Origin of the sequence: Photobacterium sp. 2_MG-2023 (assembly GCF_030547675.1) — a bacterium.
Taxonomy (GTDB): Bacteria; Pseudomonadota; Gammaproteobacteria; order Enterobacterales; family Vibrionaceae; genus Photobacterium; species Photobacterium arenosum.
Window position 1 is genome coordinate 190,520 of sequence record NZ_JAUOQQ010000001.1, and the last position, 16,073, is coordinate 206,592.

General features: G+C 51.2%; 11 protein-coding genes. 7 read left to right on the forward strand and 4 right to left on the reverse strand.

What is annotated here, in order from left to right:
* Positions 1-53: 53 nt before the first annotated feature.
* Complete coding sequence (gene ald / locus Q4491_RS00860) at positions 54-1,175, reverse strand: alanine dehydrogenase (protein ID WP_192015174.1); 1,122 nt, start codon at positions 1,173-1,175, stop codon at positions 54-56.
* Positions 1,176-1,331: 156 nt separating this feature from the next.
* Here ald and lrp point away from each other — a divergent pair, with 156 nt between their 5' ends.
* The 5 genes from lrp to serS all read left to right on the forward strand — a co-directional run bounded on the left by lrp (position 1,332) and on the right by serS (position 8,710).
* Positions 1,332-1,826 (forward strand): leucine-responsive transcriptional regulator Lrp, encoded by a 495-nt coding sequence (lrp, locus tag Q4491_RS00865; RefSeq protein ID WP_027252761.1) that lies wholly within the window; start codon positions 1,332-1,334, stop codon positions 1,824-1,826.
* A gap of 447 nt (positions 1,827-2,273) precedes the next feature.
* Positions 2,274-5,255 carry a DNA translocase FtsK gene (locus Q4491_RS00870; protein ID WP_303453428.1) on the forward strand — a complete coding sequence of 994 codons (2,982 nt, stop codon included), beginning with the start codon at positions 2,274-2,276 and terminating at the stop codon, positions 5,253-5,255.
* A gap of 3 nt (positions 5,256-5,258) precedes the next feature.
* The gene (lolA, locus tag Q4491_RS00875) at positions 5,259-5,885 is read left to right on the forward strand and encodes an outer membrane lipoprotein chaperone LolA (RefSeq protein ID WP_237794091.1); all 627 of its coding nucleotides are present in this window, start codon (positions 5,259-5,261) and stop codon (positions 5,883-5,885) included.
* A gap of 70 nt (positions 5,886-5,955) precedes the next feature.
* Positions 5,956-7,293: a replication-associated recombination protein A gene (locus Q4491_RS00880; RefSeq protein ID WP_303453433.1), complete on the forward strand. Its 1,338-nt coding sequence runs from the start codon at positions 5,956-5,958 to the stop codon at positions 7,291-7,293.
* Positions 7,294-7,417: 124 nt separating this feature from the next.
* The gene (gene serS / locus Q4491_RS00885) at positions 7,418-8,710 is read left to right on the forward strand and encodes a serine--tRNA ligase (protein WP_237794094.1); all 1,293 of its coding nucleotides are present in this window, start codon (positions 7,418-7,420) and stop codon (positions 8,708-8,710) included.
* Between the two features lie 130 nt (positions 8,711-8,840).
* On the opposite strand, the gene Q4491_RS00890 is transcribed toward serS, so the two are convergent.
* From Q4491_RS00890 to metG, 3 genes are all read right to left on the reverse strand, one after another.
* A complete protein-coding gene (locus tag Q4491_RS00890) occupies positions 8,841-9,743 on the reverse strand; it encodes a hypothetical protein (protein ID WP_303453437.1) in 903 nt (300 codons plus the stop codon).
* 345 nt (positions 9,744-10,088) lie between these two features.
* Positions 10,089-11,390 (reverse strand): dicarboxylate/amino acid:cation symporter, encoded by a 1,302-nt coding sequence (locus Q4491_RS00895; protein WP_192015178.1) that lies wholly within the window; start codon positions 11,388-11,390, stop codon positions 10,089-10,091.
* Positions 11,391-11,794: 404 nt separating this feature from the next.
* Positions 11,795-13,834 (reverse strand): methionine--tRNA ligase, encoded by a 2,040-nt coding sequence (gene metG, locus Q4491_RS00900; protein ID WP_303453440.1) that lies wholly within the window; start codon positions 13,832-13,834, stop codon positions 11,795-11,797.
* A gap of 163 nt (positions 13,835-13,997) precedes the next feature.
* Here metG and apbC point away from each other — a divergent pair, with 163 nt between their 5' ends.
* On the forward strand, positions 13,998-15,086 hold the full coding sequence (apbC, locus tag Q4491_RS00905) for an iron-sulfur cluster carrier protein ApbC (RefSeq protein WP_303453443.1): 1,089 nt from the start codon (positions 13,998-14,000) through the stop codon (positions 15,084-15,086).
* Positions 15,087-15,299: 213 nt separating this feature from the next.
* On the forward strand, positions 15,300-15,944 hold the full coding sequence (gene udk / locus Q4491_RS00910) for a uridine kinase (RefSeq protein ID WP_192015181.1): 645 nt from the start codon (positions 15,300-15,302) through the stop codon (positions 15,942-15,944).
* Positions 15,945-16,073: the final 129 nt, after the last annotated feature.

The following is a 16,073-nucleotide window of genomic DNA, read 5'->3' on the forward strand; positions in this document are numbered from 1 at the left end:
CGCCGGAAACCAGGTTTTCAGCGCTAGGGGCAGCGAAATGTAACAGGCGCAGTTTAGTGCATGCTCAGGGCAACCGTCGGATCGGTATAGTGAAGGTTAAAGGCTTCAGCGACTTCGCGATATGTCACTTTACCGTGTATGACATTTAAACCGGCCAGAAAGCCGGGATCATCCCGTAACGCCTGCTTATAGCCTTTACCGGCCAGACTGATGATATACGGCAGCGTGGCATTGTTGAGCGCAAACGCCGAAGTTCGTGCCACCGCACCGGGCATATTGGCGACACAGTAGTGTACGACATTGTCCACTATGTAGGTTGGGTTGGTATGCGTGGTCGGATGAGAAGTTTCAAAACAGCCGCCCTGATCAATCGCCACATCAACAAGGCATGAACCGTGCTTCATAGCTTTAACGTGCCCGGCCGTGATGAGCTTAGGGGCAGCTGCACCGGGAATGAGCACCGCGCCGATAATCACATCGGTATCAGGCACCAGACGGTCAATCAGATCATCCGTCGAGTAAAGCAGCTTCACTTTGCCCTGAAACTCGCAGTCCAGCGCCCGTAACGTATCCAGGTTACGATCCAGCACAGTGACATCAGCACGCATCCCTACCGCCAGACGGGCGGCATTCGAACCCACAACACCACCGCCTAAAATGAGGACTTTGGCTGGCTCGACCCCGGGTACACCGCTGAGCAGCAAACCTCTGCCGCCACGGGTATTTTCCAGCGTTTGCGCAGCGGCCTGAACCGACATCCTGCCGGCTACCTCAGACATGGGCGCCAGTAAAGGAAGCCGGCCTTTATGGTCTTTTACCGTTTCATAAGCAATACAAATAGATTTGCTCTGAATCAGCTCCTTTGTCTGCTCAAAATCAGGGGCCAGATGTAGATAAGTGAATAGAATTTGCCCTTCGCGAAGCATGGCTCTTTCGACGGTCTGGGGTTCTTTTACTTTAATAATTAGCTCTGATCTGGTAAAAACTTCTGAAGCAGTCGAAAGAATCGTTGCTCCGGCAGATTGATAATCTGCATCGGACAACCCTATACCTGCTCCGGCCTGGGTTTCAATCAGTACCTGATGACCTAGCGAAACCAGTTCTCTGACGCTGCTGGTTACAAGGCCTACTCGGTATTCGTGGTCTTTGATTTCTTTAGGCACACCGATGATCATGCTGTGCTCCTTGATCTATGTAGCAGGGTTAGCTATGGACAAGGTTGAAATGACAGAGCTAATGGCAGTATAGTTTGACTAAAAGAGTATTTGATACTAAATAACTAGTAGATGTAGTATATTTTTTTGCAAGGAAGTAAATAGGTGGAATAAAAAATGGTAGATACCAAAAAGAAACCCTCCAAGGAGTTGGATCGCATCGACCGCAACATTCTGAACGAACTTCAGAAGGACGGACGAATTTCAAACGTTGAGTTGTCTAAACGTGTTGGATTGTCTCCAACTCCTTGTCTGGAGCGTGTACGTCGCCTGGAGCGCCAGGGGTACATCAGCGGCTATACTGCGTTGCTGAACCCGCAATATCTGGACGCATCTCTGCTCGTTTTCGTTGAAATTACCCTTAATCGTGGTGCACCCGATGTCTTTGAGCAATTTAACCGTTCGGTTCAGGAGCTGGAAGATATTCAAGAGTGCCATCTGGTGTCGGGCGATTTCGACTACCTGTTAAAAACACGTGTATCGGATATGTCTGCATACCGTAAGCTGCTGGGTGAAACCCTGCTGCGCTTACCGGGTGTAAACGACACTCGTACATATGTTGTAATGGAAGAAGTGAAACAGACCAATAACCTGGTTATCAAAACGCGTTAATTGGCCCGGAGCCAGTCTGATTTCAATCAATACCAAGCGGCCTTGCGCCGCTTGTTTCGTTTTTGTGGCAGTTATACTGTTTTGTGTCTCAATTGCTGAAAAAGTCGGCATCCCATCATCTATTTGACATTGGGATGAATTATTTGTGTTATCAACAAACTACAATTACAGCTTGTATGGTGGAGCCAAGCGTGCTGCGGGAGTGCGCAAAGTGAGTGAAAGTGTCAACGGGCGTGCATTCTGTGTTGTTCACATCGTTTTCCTACTTTGCTCCCACATTTCCTCAGGCAGGTAACATTACCCGTTAAGTGGTATAAAATAGGCCACAACACCCAAGCCCCTTAAAGCGGCCTGGGTGATATATCAAACGCAAATTCAGCTGGGTCACCCACAGGACGTTGATTACCCCCGGCTTACAGTCAGTATTAGCAAGACCGGAGAGAGTTTTTGAGGAAAGTTAGAGGCAAAACTCAGCCTATACGCCTGTCAGGCGGACAGCGCCTGCTGGAAAGTTTTTTGATCATCGGTATTCTTGCCGCAGTGTATATCATGGTTGCCCTGGTCAGTTTTAACCCGGCCGATCCGTCCTGGTCGCAAACGGCCTGGCAGGGTACGGTGCAAAATAAAGCCGGCGCATTCGGTGCTATGGTGGCCGACACCGCCTTTTTCACTTTTGGCTCGCTGGCGTACCCTTTACCGCTTGTTATGCTGGGAGTGACCTGGGTGATGTTCCGTCGTCGTGGTGAACGGGAAGCGGCGGACTACATGATATACGGCACCCGCCTGTTAGGCTTGCTGTTACTGTTTCTGACCAGTTGTGGCCTTGCCGATCTGAACTTTGATGATATCTGGTACTTCTCCTCCGGTGGTGTTATCGGCGATGTCGTCGCCAATCTGACTCTGCCGCTGTTTAGCCTGCTTGGCACGACACTGGTTCTGATGTTTTTATGGGCGGTGGGTTTTACCCTGCTGACCGGCATTTCCTGGCTGCGCGTGGTGGATGGCATAGGTGAGACAACCTTAGGGATGCTAGGCTGGTTGCTCAACAGAGTCCGTGGCGAAAAGCCGCAGACACTGGCGCCTTTTGCTGCTGATATTCCAGACGAAAGCCAGACAGCTTATGCCGCCAGGCTGACGCACAAGGACGAGACAGACATTGACGAGGATGACGTATTACTGCGTCGTCCAGAACGTATTGCCTATACCCCAACGCCGCTGGCCGACACACGGGTTTCGGATACGGCTGTTGAGAAACCGGCTCAGATCAATCAGGCTCGCCCTGAGGTTAAGCCGGCGCCGGCGCATGCGCCTGGGCAGTCAGAACCTGCCATTGTGATGCCAGAACGCAGCAAGCCCGCTGCAGCCTCCGCCAGTCAGCCGCTGGGATCCAATCCGGATATCGCTGGCGTGACGATTGCGGACTTGCAGTCCCAGCTGGCCGAAAATGATGATTACAGCGTGTATGCCGCCGAGTCGGACAACGCCCAGGCCGACACTCTTACAGACAGTTATGAACAGCCGGGTCAGGACCAACTGAGCCAGCAGGACCCGTCCACTCATGACAGGGTGGATGAACCCGTTATCGGGGATCTGTCCCTGGTCGGGGAAGAGCCGGTGATGTCTGAGTACCAATCTGCGCCGGAGCAGGAGTACGCAGTTGCTGAACCTGATGACGATATACCCTGGCAAGACGAACCCATGCCCGATACGGATATTGAGATCGGTGTCCGTGATGGTATGTCTGAACTGGAACGTGCTGGCATAGCCTCAGAAACTGAGGACGAGGCTGAATACGCTGATGACCAAGAATCTGATGAAGAGGCTTTTCAGCGCAAAATTCGCGAAGCGCAGCAGGCACAACAGCAGCAAGCCTACGCAGCGGGGCTGGATAATCCGTTCCTGATGAAAAAAGATGTCGATTTGCCTAAACCGACTTCACCGATGCCAACTTTGGATCTCCTGCAGCCGCCAACACAAAATGTGCAGCCAACCAGTGAAGAAGAATTAAAGAATACCGCCCGTTTGGTGGAATCTAAGCTGGCGGATTACAAAATTAAAGCCAAGGTGGTTGGGATTTATCCTGGCCCGGTGATCACGCGCTATGAGCTGGATTTGGCACCCGGTGTCAAAGTGAGCCGCATCTCAGGGCTGGCGAAAGATCTGGCCCGTGCTTTGTCTGCCTATGCAGTGCGCGTTGTGGAAGTGATCCCGGGCAAGCCTTATATCGGTCTGGAATTGCCGAACGAGAGCCGCGAAACGGTTTATATGTCTGAAGTGCTGGGCAGTGAGCGCTTTATGAACATGCGCGGTCCACTTCCTATCGTGCTGGGCTATGACATTGCCGGTGAGGCGGTAGCCGCTGATTTGAGTAAAATGCCCCACTTACTGGTGGCCGGTACCACAGGCTCTGGTAAATCTGTGGGTGTCAACGTGATGATTCTCAGCCTGCTTTACAAATGTAAGCCAGAGGATTGCCGTTTCATCATGATCGACCCGAAAATGCTGGAGTTGTCTATTTACGAAGGCATTCCGCATCTGCTGACCGAAGTCGTCACTGACATGAAAGACGCCGGTAATGCGCTTCGCTGGTGTGTGGGGGAAATGGAACGCCGCTACAAACTGATGGCCGCGGTAGGGGTGCGAAACCTGGCCGGTTATAATGCCAAGCTGAAAGAAGCTGCTGCCGCCGGTCACCCAATCCATGATCCGCTGTGGAAACCTGGCGATAGTATGGATGAACATCCACCGCTGTTGGAGAAAATGCCAAGTATTGTGGTCATAGTGGATGAGTTTGCCGATCTCATGATGGTGGTCGGCAAGAAAGTGGAAGAGCTGATCGCTCGTCTGGCGCAGAAAGCGCGAGCCTCTGGTATTCACCTGGTGCTGGCGACTCAGCGTCCGTCGGTGGATGTGATTACCGGTCTGATTAAGGCCAATATTCCAAGCCGTATGGCGTTTACCGTCTCAACCAAGACAGACTCACGGACTATTCTGGATCAGGGTGGGGCAGAATCGTTGCTGGGCATGGGTGATATGTTGTATCTGCCGGCAGGTCAGAGTCACACCATACGTGTTCACGGTGCCTTTGCATCCGATGATGATGTCCATAATGTGGTGAACGACTGGAAAGCCCGGGGCAAACCCCAGTATATCGACGGAATTCTGAACTCAGACCAGGGGTCGGAAGCCATGTTGCCAGGGGAAACTTCATCCGGTGGTGAGGATGATCTTGATCAGCTCTTTGACCAGGTCGCTGCCTTCGTGGCAGAGAGCCGTCGCGGATCCGTTTCTGGCGTCCAACGCCGTTTCAAAATTGGCTATAACCGCGCCGCCCGTATTGTAGAACAGCTGGAAGCACACGGTATTGTCAGTCCTCCGGGCCATAATGGTAACCGCGAAGTGCTGGCGCCGGCTCCGGCAGGAGATTGATGTATGATGAAAAATCAGCAAATAACAAAAACCATTCAGGGCGTGATTCTGGCCGCTGCACTGTTTCCAGTACTGGCATTAGCCAGTGCCCAGCAGGAGTTGAGTCAGCGTCTGAATAAAGTCGATGCCTTCAGTGCCACATTCACTCAGAAGGTCACCAGCCCTGAAGGGGATTTGCTGGTTGAGGGTCAGGGGAATGTTTCGGTTCAGCGCCCGAATTTGTTCAGATGGCATGCCGACACGCCGGATGAAAATCTGCTGGTGTCAGACGGTCGTACCCTCTGGTACTACACTCCTATGGTAGAGCAGGTAACGGCGATGAAACTGGACGATGCCACCGCGCAGACTCCTTTTGTTTTATTGATTCGCAACCAGAATCAGGATTGGGCGAAATACAACGTAGCCCAGACGGCTGATACGTTTACGCTGACGCCGAAAGACAGCGCTGCAGTGACCGGGAAGTTTGTGGTTACAGTCGGCCGGGATGGTCAGGTTCGCGGTTTTTCCGTTGAAGAGCAGGACGGTCAGCTCAGCCAGTTTCGCTTTGCCCGATTTACGCGTGGCAAGCAAGATCGTAAGCAATACAGCTTCACTCCCCCTCCGGGCGTAGAGCTGGACGATAAGCGCTGATTGCGTTAAAAACGAGAGAGTATTATTCAGGCGGTAGAGATACCGCCTTTTTCAGTGATGGATGGTCAGCGTGGATAACCTCAGCTTAAATTTTTCCTCGGATTTTCGCCCCTTGGCTGCGCGCATGCGTCCGCGTACGGTAGAAGAGTACATTGGCCAGCAACATATACTTGGCCAGGGGAAGCCTTTACGAAGAGCGCTGGAGGCCGGGCATCTACACTCCATGATTCTCTGGGGACCGCCCGGCACCGGCAAAACGACGCTGGCGGAAGTTGCGGCTCACTATGCCAATGCTGAAGTAGAGCGTGTATCGGCGGTGACCTCGGGCGTCAAAGATATTCGTGCCGCCATAGATAAAGCGCGTCAGAATCAGCACGCCGGCCGGCGCACCATTTTGTTTGTCGATGAGGTGCACCGTTTCAATAAAAGCCAGCAGGATGCGTTTTTGCCGCATATTGAAGATGGCACTGTGACATTCATTGGCGCGACCACTGAAAATCCGTCTTTTGAGCTCAACAATGCACTGTTATCCCGCGCCCGGGTCTATAAGCTCAAGTCTCTGACGACAGACGACATACTGACAGTCATCAATCAGGCGATGGATGATGCAGAGCGCGGCATCAGGGACGACAGCCTGACCTTTGCTCCGGATGTGAAAGAAAGCCTGGCGGCACTGGTTAATGGCGATGCGCGTATGGCGCTCAACTACCTGGAGCTGCTGGCGGATATGGCAGAGGCGCATCAGGGCAGTAAAGTCATCACTTTAGCGCTGCTGGCTGAAGTCGCCGGTGAGAAGATCACCCGTTTTGATAACAAAGGCGATCTCTGGTACGACATGATTTCCGCGGTCCACAAGTCAATCCGCGGCTCCAGTCCGGATGGCGCCTTATACTGGTATGCGCGCATGCTACAGGCAGGTTGCGATCCCCTTTATGTCGCCCGCCGATTACTGGCCATAGCGTCTGAAGATGTCGGCAATGCCGACCCGCGTGGCATGCAAGTCGCGATTGCGGCCTGGGATTGTTTCACCCGGGTGGGCGCTTATGAAGGTGAAAGGGCGATCGCGCAAGCCATTGTGTATCTTGCTTCTGCACCCAAAAGTAATGCGGTCTACACTGCATTTAATCAGGCAAAAGCGGATGCGGCCAATCTGCCCGACTACGAAGTCCCTCCTCATCTGAGAAATGCACCAACCACACTGATGAAAGATCTGGGTTACGGTGCTGAGTATCGGTATGCCCATGATGAGCCTGGCGCGTATGCGGCAGGGGAGTGCTATCTGCCCCCTGAGCTACAGAGCAGGAAGTACTATCAGCCCTCAGAGCGTGGTTTAGAGAGTAAAATTGCTGAGAAGCTGGAATATCTGGCTTCCTTGGATGCAAAAAGCCCGCAGAAACGCTATCAATAATCAGGCTTTTTGGGTATCGTTTATCAACTTGCGTTAGTGATTCTAACGTATTCAGATTTCAACTTATTTAACCCGCGAACGGGTTAAATTTTGTGCAACATTCTATGACGAGCACAGGATTAGCATGCTAGATTCAAAACTTCTTCGAACTGAGCTGGACGCGACAGCAGAAAAATTAGCGCACCGTGGGTTTACCCTTGACGTAGAAACACTTCGTTCCCTGGAAGAGCAACGTAAGTCGATTCAGGTGAAAACGGAAGAACTGCAGTCCTTGCGTAATTCCCGCTCGAAGTTAATTGGTCAGCTGAAAGGCAAGGGCGAGCACGAAGAAGCCGATAAAGTCATGGCAGAGGTCGCTGGCCTGGGTTCTGAGCTGGATAACGCTAAAAAAGCGCTGGCTGAGATTCAGTCTCAGCTCAGCGACATTGAGCTGTCTATTCCGAATATAGCGGATGACTCCGCGCCAATCGGTAAAGATGAAGACGAGAACGTCGAAATTTCACGCTGGGGCGAACCTAAGACTTACGATTTTGCTGTGAAAGATCACGTTGATCTGGGCGAGATGGCTGAAGGTCTGGACTTTGCCAGCGCGGTAAAACTCTCTGGCTCCCGTTTCATCGTAATGAAGGGCCAGTTCGCCCGTCTGCACCGTGCATTGGCGCAGTTCATGCTCGATCTCCACACCCAGGAGCATGGCTATACCGAAATGTATGTCCCTTACCTGGTCAATCAAGACAGCCTGTACGGTACGGGCCAGCTGCCGAAATTCGGCGAAGATCTGTTCAATACCAAGCCTGCGACCGAAGAAGGCGTGGGTATGTCGCTGATCCCGACCGCGGAAGTGCCGCTGACCAATATGGTTCGCGATACCATAGTTGACGAAGCTGAACTGCCAATCAAGATGACGGCGCATACGCCTTGCTTCCGCTCTGAAGCCGGTTCTTATGGTCGTGATACCCGCGGCCTGATTCGTATGCACCAGTTTGATAAAGTGGAACTGGTTCAGATCACCCGTCCGGAAGATTCTATGGCGGCACTGGAAGAGCTGACCGGCCAGGCAGAGAAAGTACTGCAACTGCTGGAACTGCCTTACCGTAAAGTGATTCTCTGTACTGGTGATATGGGCTTTGGTGCGATGAAGACGTACGATCTGGAAGTCTGGCTGCCGGCGCAGAATACTTACCGTGAGATCTCTTCCTGCTCCAATGTGGGTGATTTCCAGGCACGCCGGATGCAGGCACGCTTCCGCCGTAAAGGCGAGAAGAAGCCTGAGCTGGTACATACTCTGAATGGCTCAGGTCTGGCGGTTGGCCGCACCATGGTCGCAGTGCTGGAAAACTATCAGCAGGCTGATGGCCGCATTGAGATCCCTGAAGTGCTGCGTCAGTACATGGGCGGTCTGACTCACATCGGTTAATCGCTGTGATGACAGTCAAAATGAAAAACCCAGCCTGCGCTGGGTTTTTTTATGTCTTTATCTGCCTTGACCGCGACCTGCCTTGAGCGCGGGATGGCACCTGTGTCAGAGGAAGGCGGGCGTATCGTTATCAGGCCTGAAGCTTGAGTTCGGTTTGACCGGCAGCTTCAGATTCAGCCTGTTCCAGCAGGGGAAGCAGACTGGCGCTGATATCCAGCGGGAAATCGTCTATCGCCAGCGAATGAGCAATCTCAGTCAACTTGGCATCAAATAAATAGAAAATGTTATCCGACAAGCTGAGTGAGAACTTATACAGTGCCAGCCGGCATGCTTTGCTTGCACTGGCCGATTGCAGCAAAGTGGTCAGGTCGTTCTCCAGCTGATCGGCCATTAACGACGGCCCGGGTATTTTGAGCATCAGGTTCATTTGTCCCAATCGGCGTTGCAGCAAATGCAGATGCCTGCGCAGTAATACTTCCTGCTTACTGTTACCCGGATGAAACACCGCCACTGTTGAGCGGAACTGGGCCAGGGTATCCAATGCGTTCAGTGTGACCGGCCAGAACTGCTGATACTGCTCGAACAGGGTGCTTTTGTCTGCAATGAGCAGGCTGGTGGTTAAGTGGTCATCAATCAGATACATAACATGGCGAATGTTTTTGCCATGACTGGCCTGGTTACGTGACATAGAATACTGCGGCCACTCAGTGCTTAACTGCTGCAAATGCTGAGTCAGAATCCGGTACATGGGTTTTTGCTCAAGCCCGGCCTGACTCAGCAGAGTATGGCTCAAACTCAGGATGGCATTCTGCTCGGGAAAAACCGGCAGGATTTCGCCTCGACTTTTAGTGAGTTGGCTTTTCATAAGATGGCTATGGGACAGACGCCTGTGTTGGCGCAGCAGTTGAATGAGCTGCCGAAGGCCAAGGATCTGATCGAAGTGTGCTTCAGTTTGTGCCTGCTGCTGTTTGTTGTAGAAATACCAAGCCGTGAGTGCCAGCACAGTCAGTGTTAAACCAAGAATAATCCACATATCGACTCCCTGAATGCCAGTAAATGGCATAAATACTTTGTTGATCCTCTTTGACGTTTTGATTCTGTTTCTGGGTCAGCTTGTTTAAGCCTGAGTTGCAGTTTCTTAACGACCTAGTCATAACGCAAAAAGCGAGCCAGATTTTTTAGCAGGTGTCATTTTCTATCTATATGATTAAATTGGAAAATTTATTAAGGTAGCGTCATTGGTACACTTTAATTGCACTGCTTTGGTGCATTTTAAAACTTGCGATGCCACAGAATAAGGCAAGGAGAGAAATTGGTTGAGCAGATAAAAGAAGAGGCCCCGATATGGGGCCTCAGAGGTTACTATCCAGCTTTCGCATCAGGCTTTGTGCAGGTGTACTTCTTCGTCAGCTTCACCCGCTTTTGGATCGTTAAAGCGGCTGATATCTATCTCATTTTCAGATTTACCCACAATACAGGTGACAACACTGTCGCCTGTGATGTTGACGGCAGTGCGAATCATATCCAGCAGGCGGTCAACACCCATGATGATAGCGATACCTTCAACCGGCAGTCCTACCTGATTCAATACCATCGCCAGCATGATCAGCCCGACACCAGGGACACCGGCGGTACCGATTGAGGCCAGCGTTGCTGTCATGATCACTGCCATGTAATCGCCCATGGTCAGGTCGATATTGAATGCCTGAGCAATAAAGGCAGTGGCCACACCTTGCATAATGGCGGTGCCATCCATGTTGATGGTCGCGCCCAATGGTACAGTGAATGAGGCCACTTTATTGCTGACACCCAGACGCTTGGTCGCCGTTTCCATCGTCACCGGGATGGTGGCATTGGAAGAGGCCGTTGAGAAGGCGAACATGATCGCATCTTCCATCTTCTTGAAGAAAACGAATGGGCTCAGGCCCGAGAACATTTTCAGCATCAGGCCGTAAGTGAACACGGCATGCAGAATCAGGGTACAACTCAGTACCAGGAAGTAACCCATCAGGTTATAGATAGCATCCAAACCCAGACCGGTGAACAGTTTTGCCATCAGGAAGAATACACCGTATGGCGCGATGTGCATCAGCAATGCCACCAGCTTCATGATCACTTCGTTCAGATCGGCAAAGACGCCGGCAATGCGTTCACCCGCTTTACCTGCTGCACTGATGGCAATACCGAGCAGAATGGCAAATACGATGATCTGCAGCGTATTGCCCTGAGCCATGGAATTGATAGGGTTGGTCGGGAACATGCCAATGATCACTTCACCCAGTGAAGGTGCTTCCTTGGCTGCAAATGAGGTCGCGGCCGCCAGATCTGCACCTTCGCCAGGCTTAAACAGCGTGCCCATTGTCAGGGCAAGCGTAATAGCCACAGCCGTAGTGGTGAGATAGAAAGCCAGTGTTTTACCGCCAAGACGGCCAAGAGTGCTGATATCGCTCAGAGTGCTGGTACCGCATACCAGTGAGACGAAAACGAGTGGCACAACCAGCATCTTCAGGCTGGCAATAAAGATTGAGCCGCCTACTTCGAACAGGCCGTTAACTATGTAGTCCTGAACAAATGCCGTATCAGCGAAAAGCGAGCGGATGATAAATCCAGTCAAAATACCCAGCACCATACCGAGAATGACTCGGGCGGTCAGGGACAGTTTTTTGTTTTGGGTTTTCATGAAAGAACACTCCTTATTATATGTGGCTCTGTTACTGATCCTCAGAGCGCGGAGCAGATTACCAGTTCCAGTTACAAACCCGCGATGTAAAATCAATGTCATGATTTAAAGCTTGTATGAGATCACACTTTATTGGGTTTGTTGTTAATAAATCCTTATTCTTATTAACAAACCAGAAACCGTTTGATTGCTTTATATACTGATATAGCAAGCATTTTTTGGTTATATCGTCTGCTCTTTGCGATTTTGATGAAATCAAAAGCTGAGTGTGTAGGCTGTAGGTGCTGCTGAGAAGTGCATGATTGCGAGAGAGTCGCCGGCGGGTGAACGTGCGGAACAAGGGGAAATAGGATAAAAAAAGGAGCGACTGCTCCTTTTTTCAGGTGTTTTTCTGTGAATCCGCTTTACATTACACGCATGCCAGGCTGGGCACCTTCATGAGGTTCCAGCAGCCATAGCTCTTTGCCGCCAGGACCGGCAGCCAGGATCATGCCTTCTGACATACCAAACTTCATTTTACGCGGTTTGAGGTTAGCCACGACAACCGTTAGCTTGCCGACCAGATCTTCCGGGTTATAGGCTGACTTAATGCCAGAGAAAACCTGACGGGTTTCGCCGCCGATATCGAGCTGGAATTTCAGTAGTTTGTCCGCTTTTGGCACAGACTCACAACTGATGATTTTTGCAATACGCAGATCCACTTTAGCAAAGTCATCGAACTCGATTTCATCCGCGATTGGTTCATCAACCAATGGGCCCGCGGCGGGCTGGGTTGTTGCGGCTTTTTCAGCGGCAGCGTCTTCTTTAGACGCCTCAACCATAGCTTCAATGTGTTTGCTGTCTATTCGGCTGAACAGGGCTTTGAACTTGGCAATCTCATGGCCTGTCAGTGGCTGTGCAATACCATCCCAGGTCAGGGTTTCATTGAGGAATCCTTCAACGCGCTCTGCCAGTTTTGGCATCACAGGTTTGAGGTAAGTCATCAGCACACGGAACAGGTTAATACCGACAGAGCAGATTGACTGCAGTTCAGCATCTTTGCCTTCTTCTTTCGCTACAACCCAAGGTGCTTTCTCATCGACGTACTGGTTAGCTTTGTCAGCCAGGGCAGTAATTTCGCGGATGGCACGACCAAATTCACGGTTCTCATACAACTCGGCAATACGGTCAGACGCCGCCGCGAATTCCTGGTACAGCGCCGGTTCTGCGAAGGTGTCGGCCAGTTTGCCATCGAAGCGTTTGGTAATGAAACCTGCGTTACGGGAAGCCAGATTGACAATCTTGTTCACGACATCGCTGTTGACGCGTTGTGAGAAGTCTTCCAGATTCAGGTCGAGATCATCAATACGGTTGTTCAGTTTGGCGGCGTAGTAGTATCGCAGGCACTCAGGATCCAAATGTTCCAGATAAGTGCTGGCTTTGACAAATGTCCCCTTAGACTTGGACATTTTGGCACCGTTGACTGTGACATAGCCGTGAACAAAGACATTGCTCGGTTTGCGCAGACCGGCACCGTCCAGCATGGCTGGCCAGAACAGGCTGTGGAAGTACACTATGTCTTTACCGATGAAATGGTAAAGCTCAGTGGAGCTGTCTTTGTTCCAGAACTCATCAAAGTTCAGATCGTCACGCTTGTCACACAGGTTTTTGAATGAACCCATGTAACCGATAGGCGCGTCCAGCCAGACATAAAAATACTTGCCGGTTTCGCCCGGGATTTCAAAGCCGAAGTAAGGCGCATCACGGGAGATATCCCATTGCTGCAGTCCGCCATCGAACCATTCCTGCATCTTATTAGATGTTTCTTCCTGCAGCGCACCGGATTTGGTCCACGCTTTTAACATGCTTTCAAACTGAGGCAGGTCAAAGAAGAAGTGCACTGAATCTTTCATTACAGGCGTGGCGCCAGAAACTGCAGATTTCGGGTTGATCAGATCCGTCGGGCTGTAAGTTTCACCACAGTTGTCACAGTTATCACCGTACTGATCGTCTGCTTTACATTTCGGGCAGGTGCCTTTGACAAAACGGTCCGGCAGAAACATTTCTTTCTCTGGATCGAACAGCTGAGAAATAGTGCGGCTGGTAATAAAGCCGTTTTTCTTGAGTTCGTTATAGATGAAAGAAGACAGCTCGCGGTTCTCTTCAGAGTGCGTGCTGTGGTAGTTATCAAAGCTGATATCGAAGCCAGCAAAATCCGCCTGGTGCTCTTTGCTCACTTCGTCAATCATTTGCTCAGGCTCCATCCCCATCTGTTGGGCCTTAAGCATAATTGGCGTACCGTGCGCGTCGTCTGCACAGATGAAATGAACTTCGTTGCCGCGAAGGCGCTGATAGCGCACCCAGATATCCGCTTGGATATGCTCAAGCATGTGGCCAAGGTGGATAGAACCGTTAGCGTACGGCAGGGCGCAGGTCACCAGAATTTTTCTTGGGTTTGCAGCCATATTTCTCTATTCGCTCATGATGGGTAAAAAAGATAATAAGCCTTGAATAGTACCCCAAGGCAGGCCTGATTCATAGCCGAAATCACTGACAATTAGAGCGGTTTCAGACGCAAAGTGATAGGATAAAAACAGCGTATTACAACGAACAAAGCAGGTCTTTATCATGGTGAATAATCCCGACAGTCCTTTTGCCGATAAAGCGGCATTGTGTGACTGGTTAAATCAGTTTACACATCCCTGGCTGGTGCATGAGTGGGCGGATACTCCCGGTCTCGTCCACTGGCAAGGTGATCAGGCGGTGATCATCACGCTGCCTTTTGCCGCTTCGTCTGTGGCCGATGCTTTAACAGACTGGATTGCTGATCAGCAGGCTCAGCAGATTGCCACAGATCTGAACGTCAGTGTCAAAGTGCGGGTTACGCCGTTGGCCGCCAATGACAAGCCGCTATTGAAAGGCGTTAAGAATCTGCTGGTCGTCAGTTCGGCCAAAGGCGGCGTAGGCAAGTCGACGACAGCCGTGAATCTTGCGCTGGGATTACAGGCGCTGGGCGCCCGAGTCGGGCTGCTGGATGCCGATATCTATGGGCCATCTGTGCCTATGATGCTGGGCGCGGCAGATGAAAAACCGTCCTCACCGGACGGAAAAATGATGGCTCCGGTGGTGGCGCATGGCCTGTATACCAATTCTGTCGGCTACCTGGTGCCGGCCGATAATGCGACTGTGTGGCGCGGCCCGATGGCATCGAAAGCTCTGTCGCAGATCATGAATGAAACTCTGTGGCCGGAGCTGGATTATCTGGTGGTGGATATGCCGCCCGGCACGGGAGATATCCAACTGACCATGGCGCAACAGATGCCGGTCACCGGGGCTGTGGTGATCACCACCCCGCAGGATCTGGCCCTGGCTGATGCCATCAAGGGGGTAAATATGTTCAGTAAAGTGCATGTGCCCGTACTCGGCGTGGTGGAAAACATGAGCTATCACATATGCAGCGCCTGCGGTCACCATGAGGCGATTTTTGGTACCGGAGGGGCGGAGAGAATGGCGCGGGACTACGCGATTCCTTTGCTGGCTCAGGTGCCACTGCATATTCAGATTCGTCAGGATATTGACGAAGGCACACCGACAGTGGCGTCATCACCTGACAGTGAGCAGGCTCAGGCTTATATAGAGTTAGCCGGGCGCGTAGCCAGCCGACTCTATTGGCATGGGCAACCTGTGGCAGAGCAAATCAGTATTAAAACTCTGTAATTGCGGTCAATGTAACTGTTTAAGTCTTGTTTTCTGTTGCATTTGCATAATGTTTTGAGCGCAAGATCGCATTTGCTCTGGTATCCAAGGCGTCAACTCCTTATAATCGTGCGGTTTAATTTTTACCTGCAGTATAGTGCTGTGCCGCTGAGTGGGGCCGGTTACTGAAATTGGGTAATAACCCGCTAGATATTCTTACAGGTGCTTTCTGATATGTCTGAACATTCACACCAATGCGTAATTATCGGGATTGCAGGCGCGTCTGCTTCCGGTAAAAGTTTGATTGCCAGAACGGTTTACAACGAACTTAGAGAAAAAGTTGGCGATCAACAGATCGGTGTTATTACGGAAGATTGTTACTATAACGATCAAAGTCACCTGAGTATGGATGAACGGGTAAAGACCAATTATGACCATCCCAATGCCCTTGACCATGATTTGCTTTGTGAGCACCTCGAAACCCTGATGCGTGGTGAAGCGGTGGAAGTGCCGCAGTACAGCTACAGCGAGCACACTCGCATGACGGAAACCACCTCGCTGACTCCAAAGAAGGTGATCATTCTGGAAGGTATCCTGCTGCTGACGGATCCCCGTTTACGTGACCTGATGCATGCAACTGTGTTTATGGATACCCCGCTGGATATCTGTCTGCTTCGCCGTTTGCAGCGTGATGTGGCAGAACGCGGCCGGACAATGTCATCGGTACTGCAGCAATATCAGAAAACCGTCCGCCCTATGTTTATGCAGTTCATTGAACCGTCGAAACAATATGCCGATATTATTGTGCCACGAGGCGGCAAGAACCGAATTGCTATCGATGTGTTAAAAGCGCATATTGCCCGCTTGCTTAAAGCGTAAGGTATGGCAACGGCTGGCTCAGGTCAGCCTTTTTTGTCTCCTGAATTCGGTGTTGTATTAAAAGGCGTGACAACATGTCACGCAAGCGGCTGCAAAGATAGACCTGCTGCGAACAGGTCGTTATAGTGG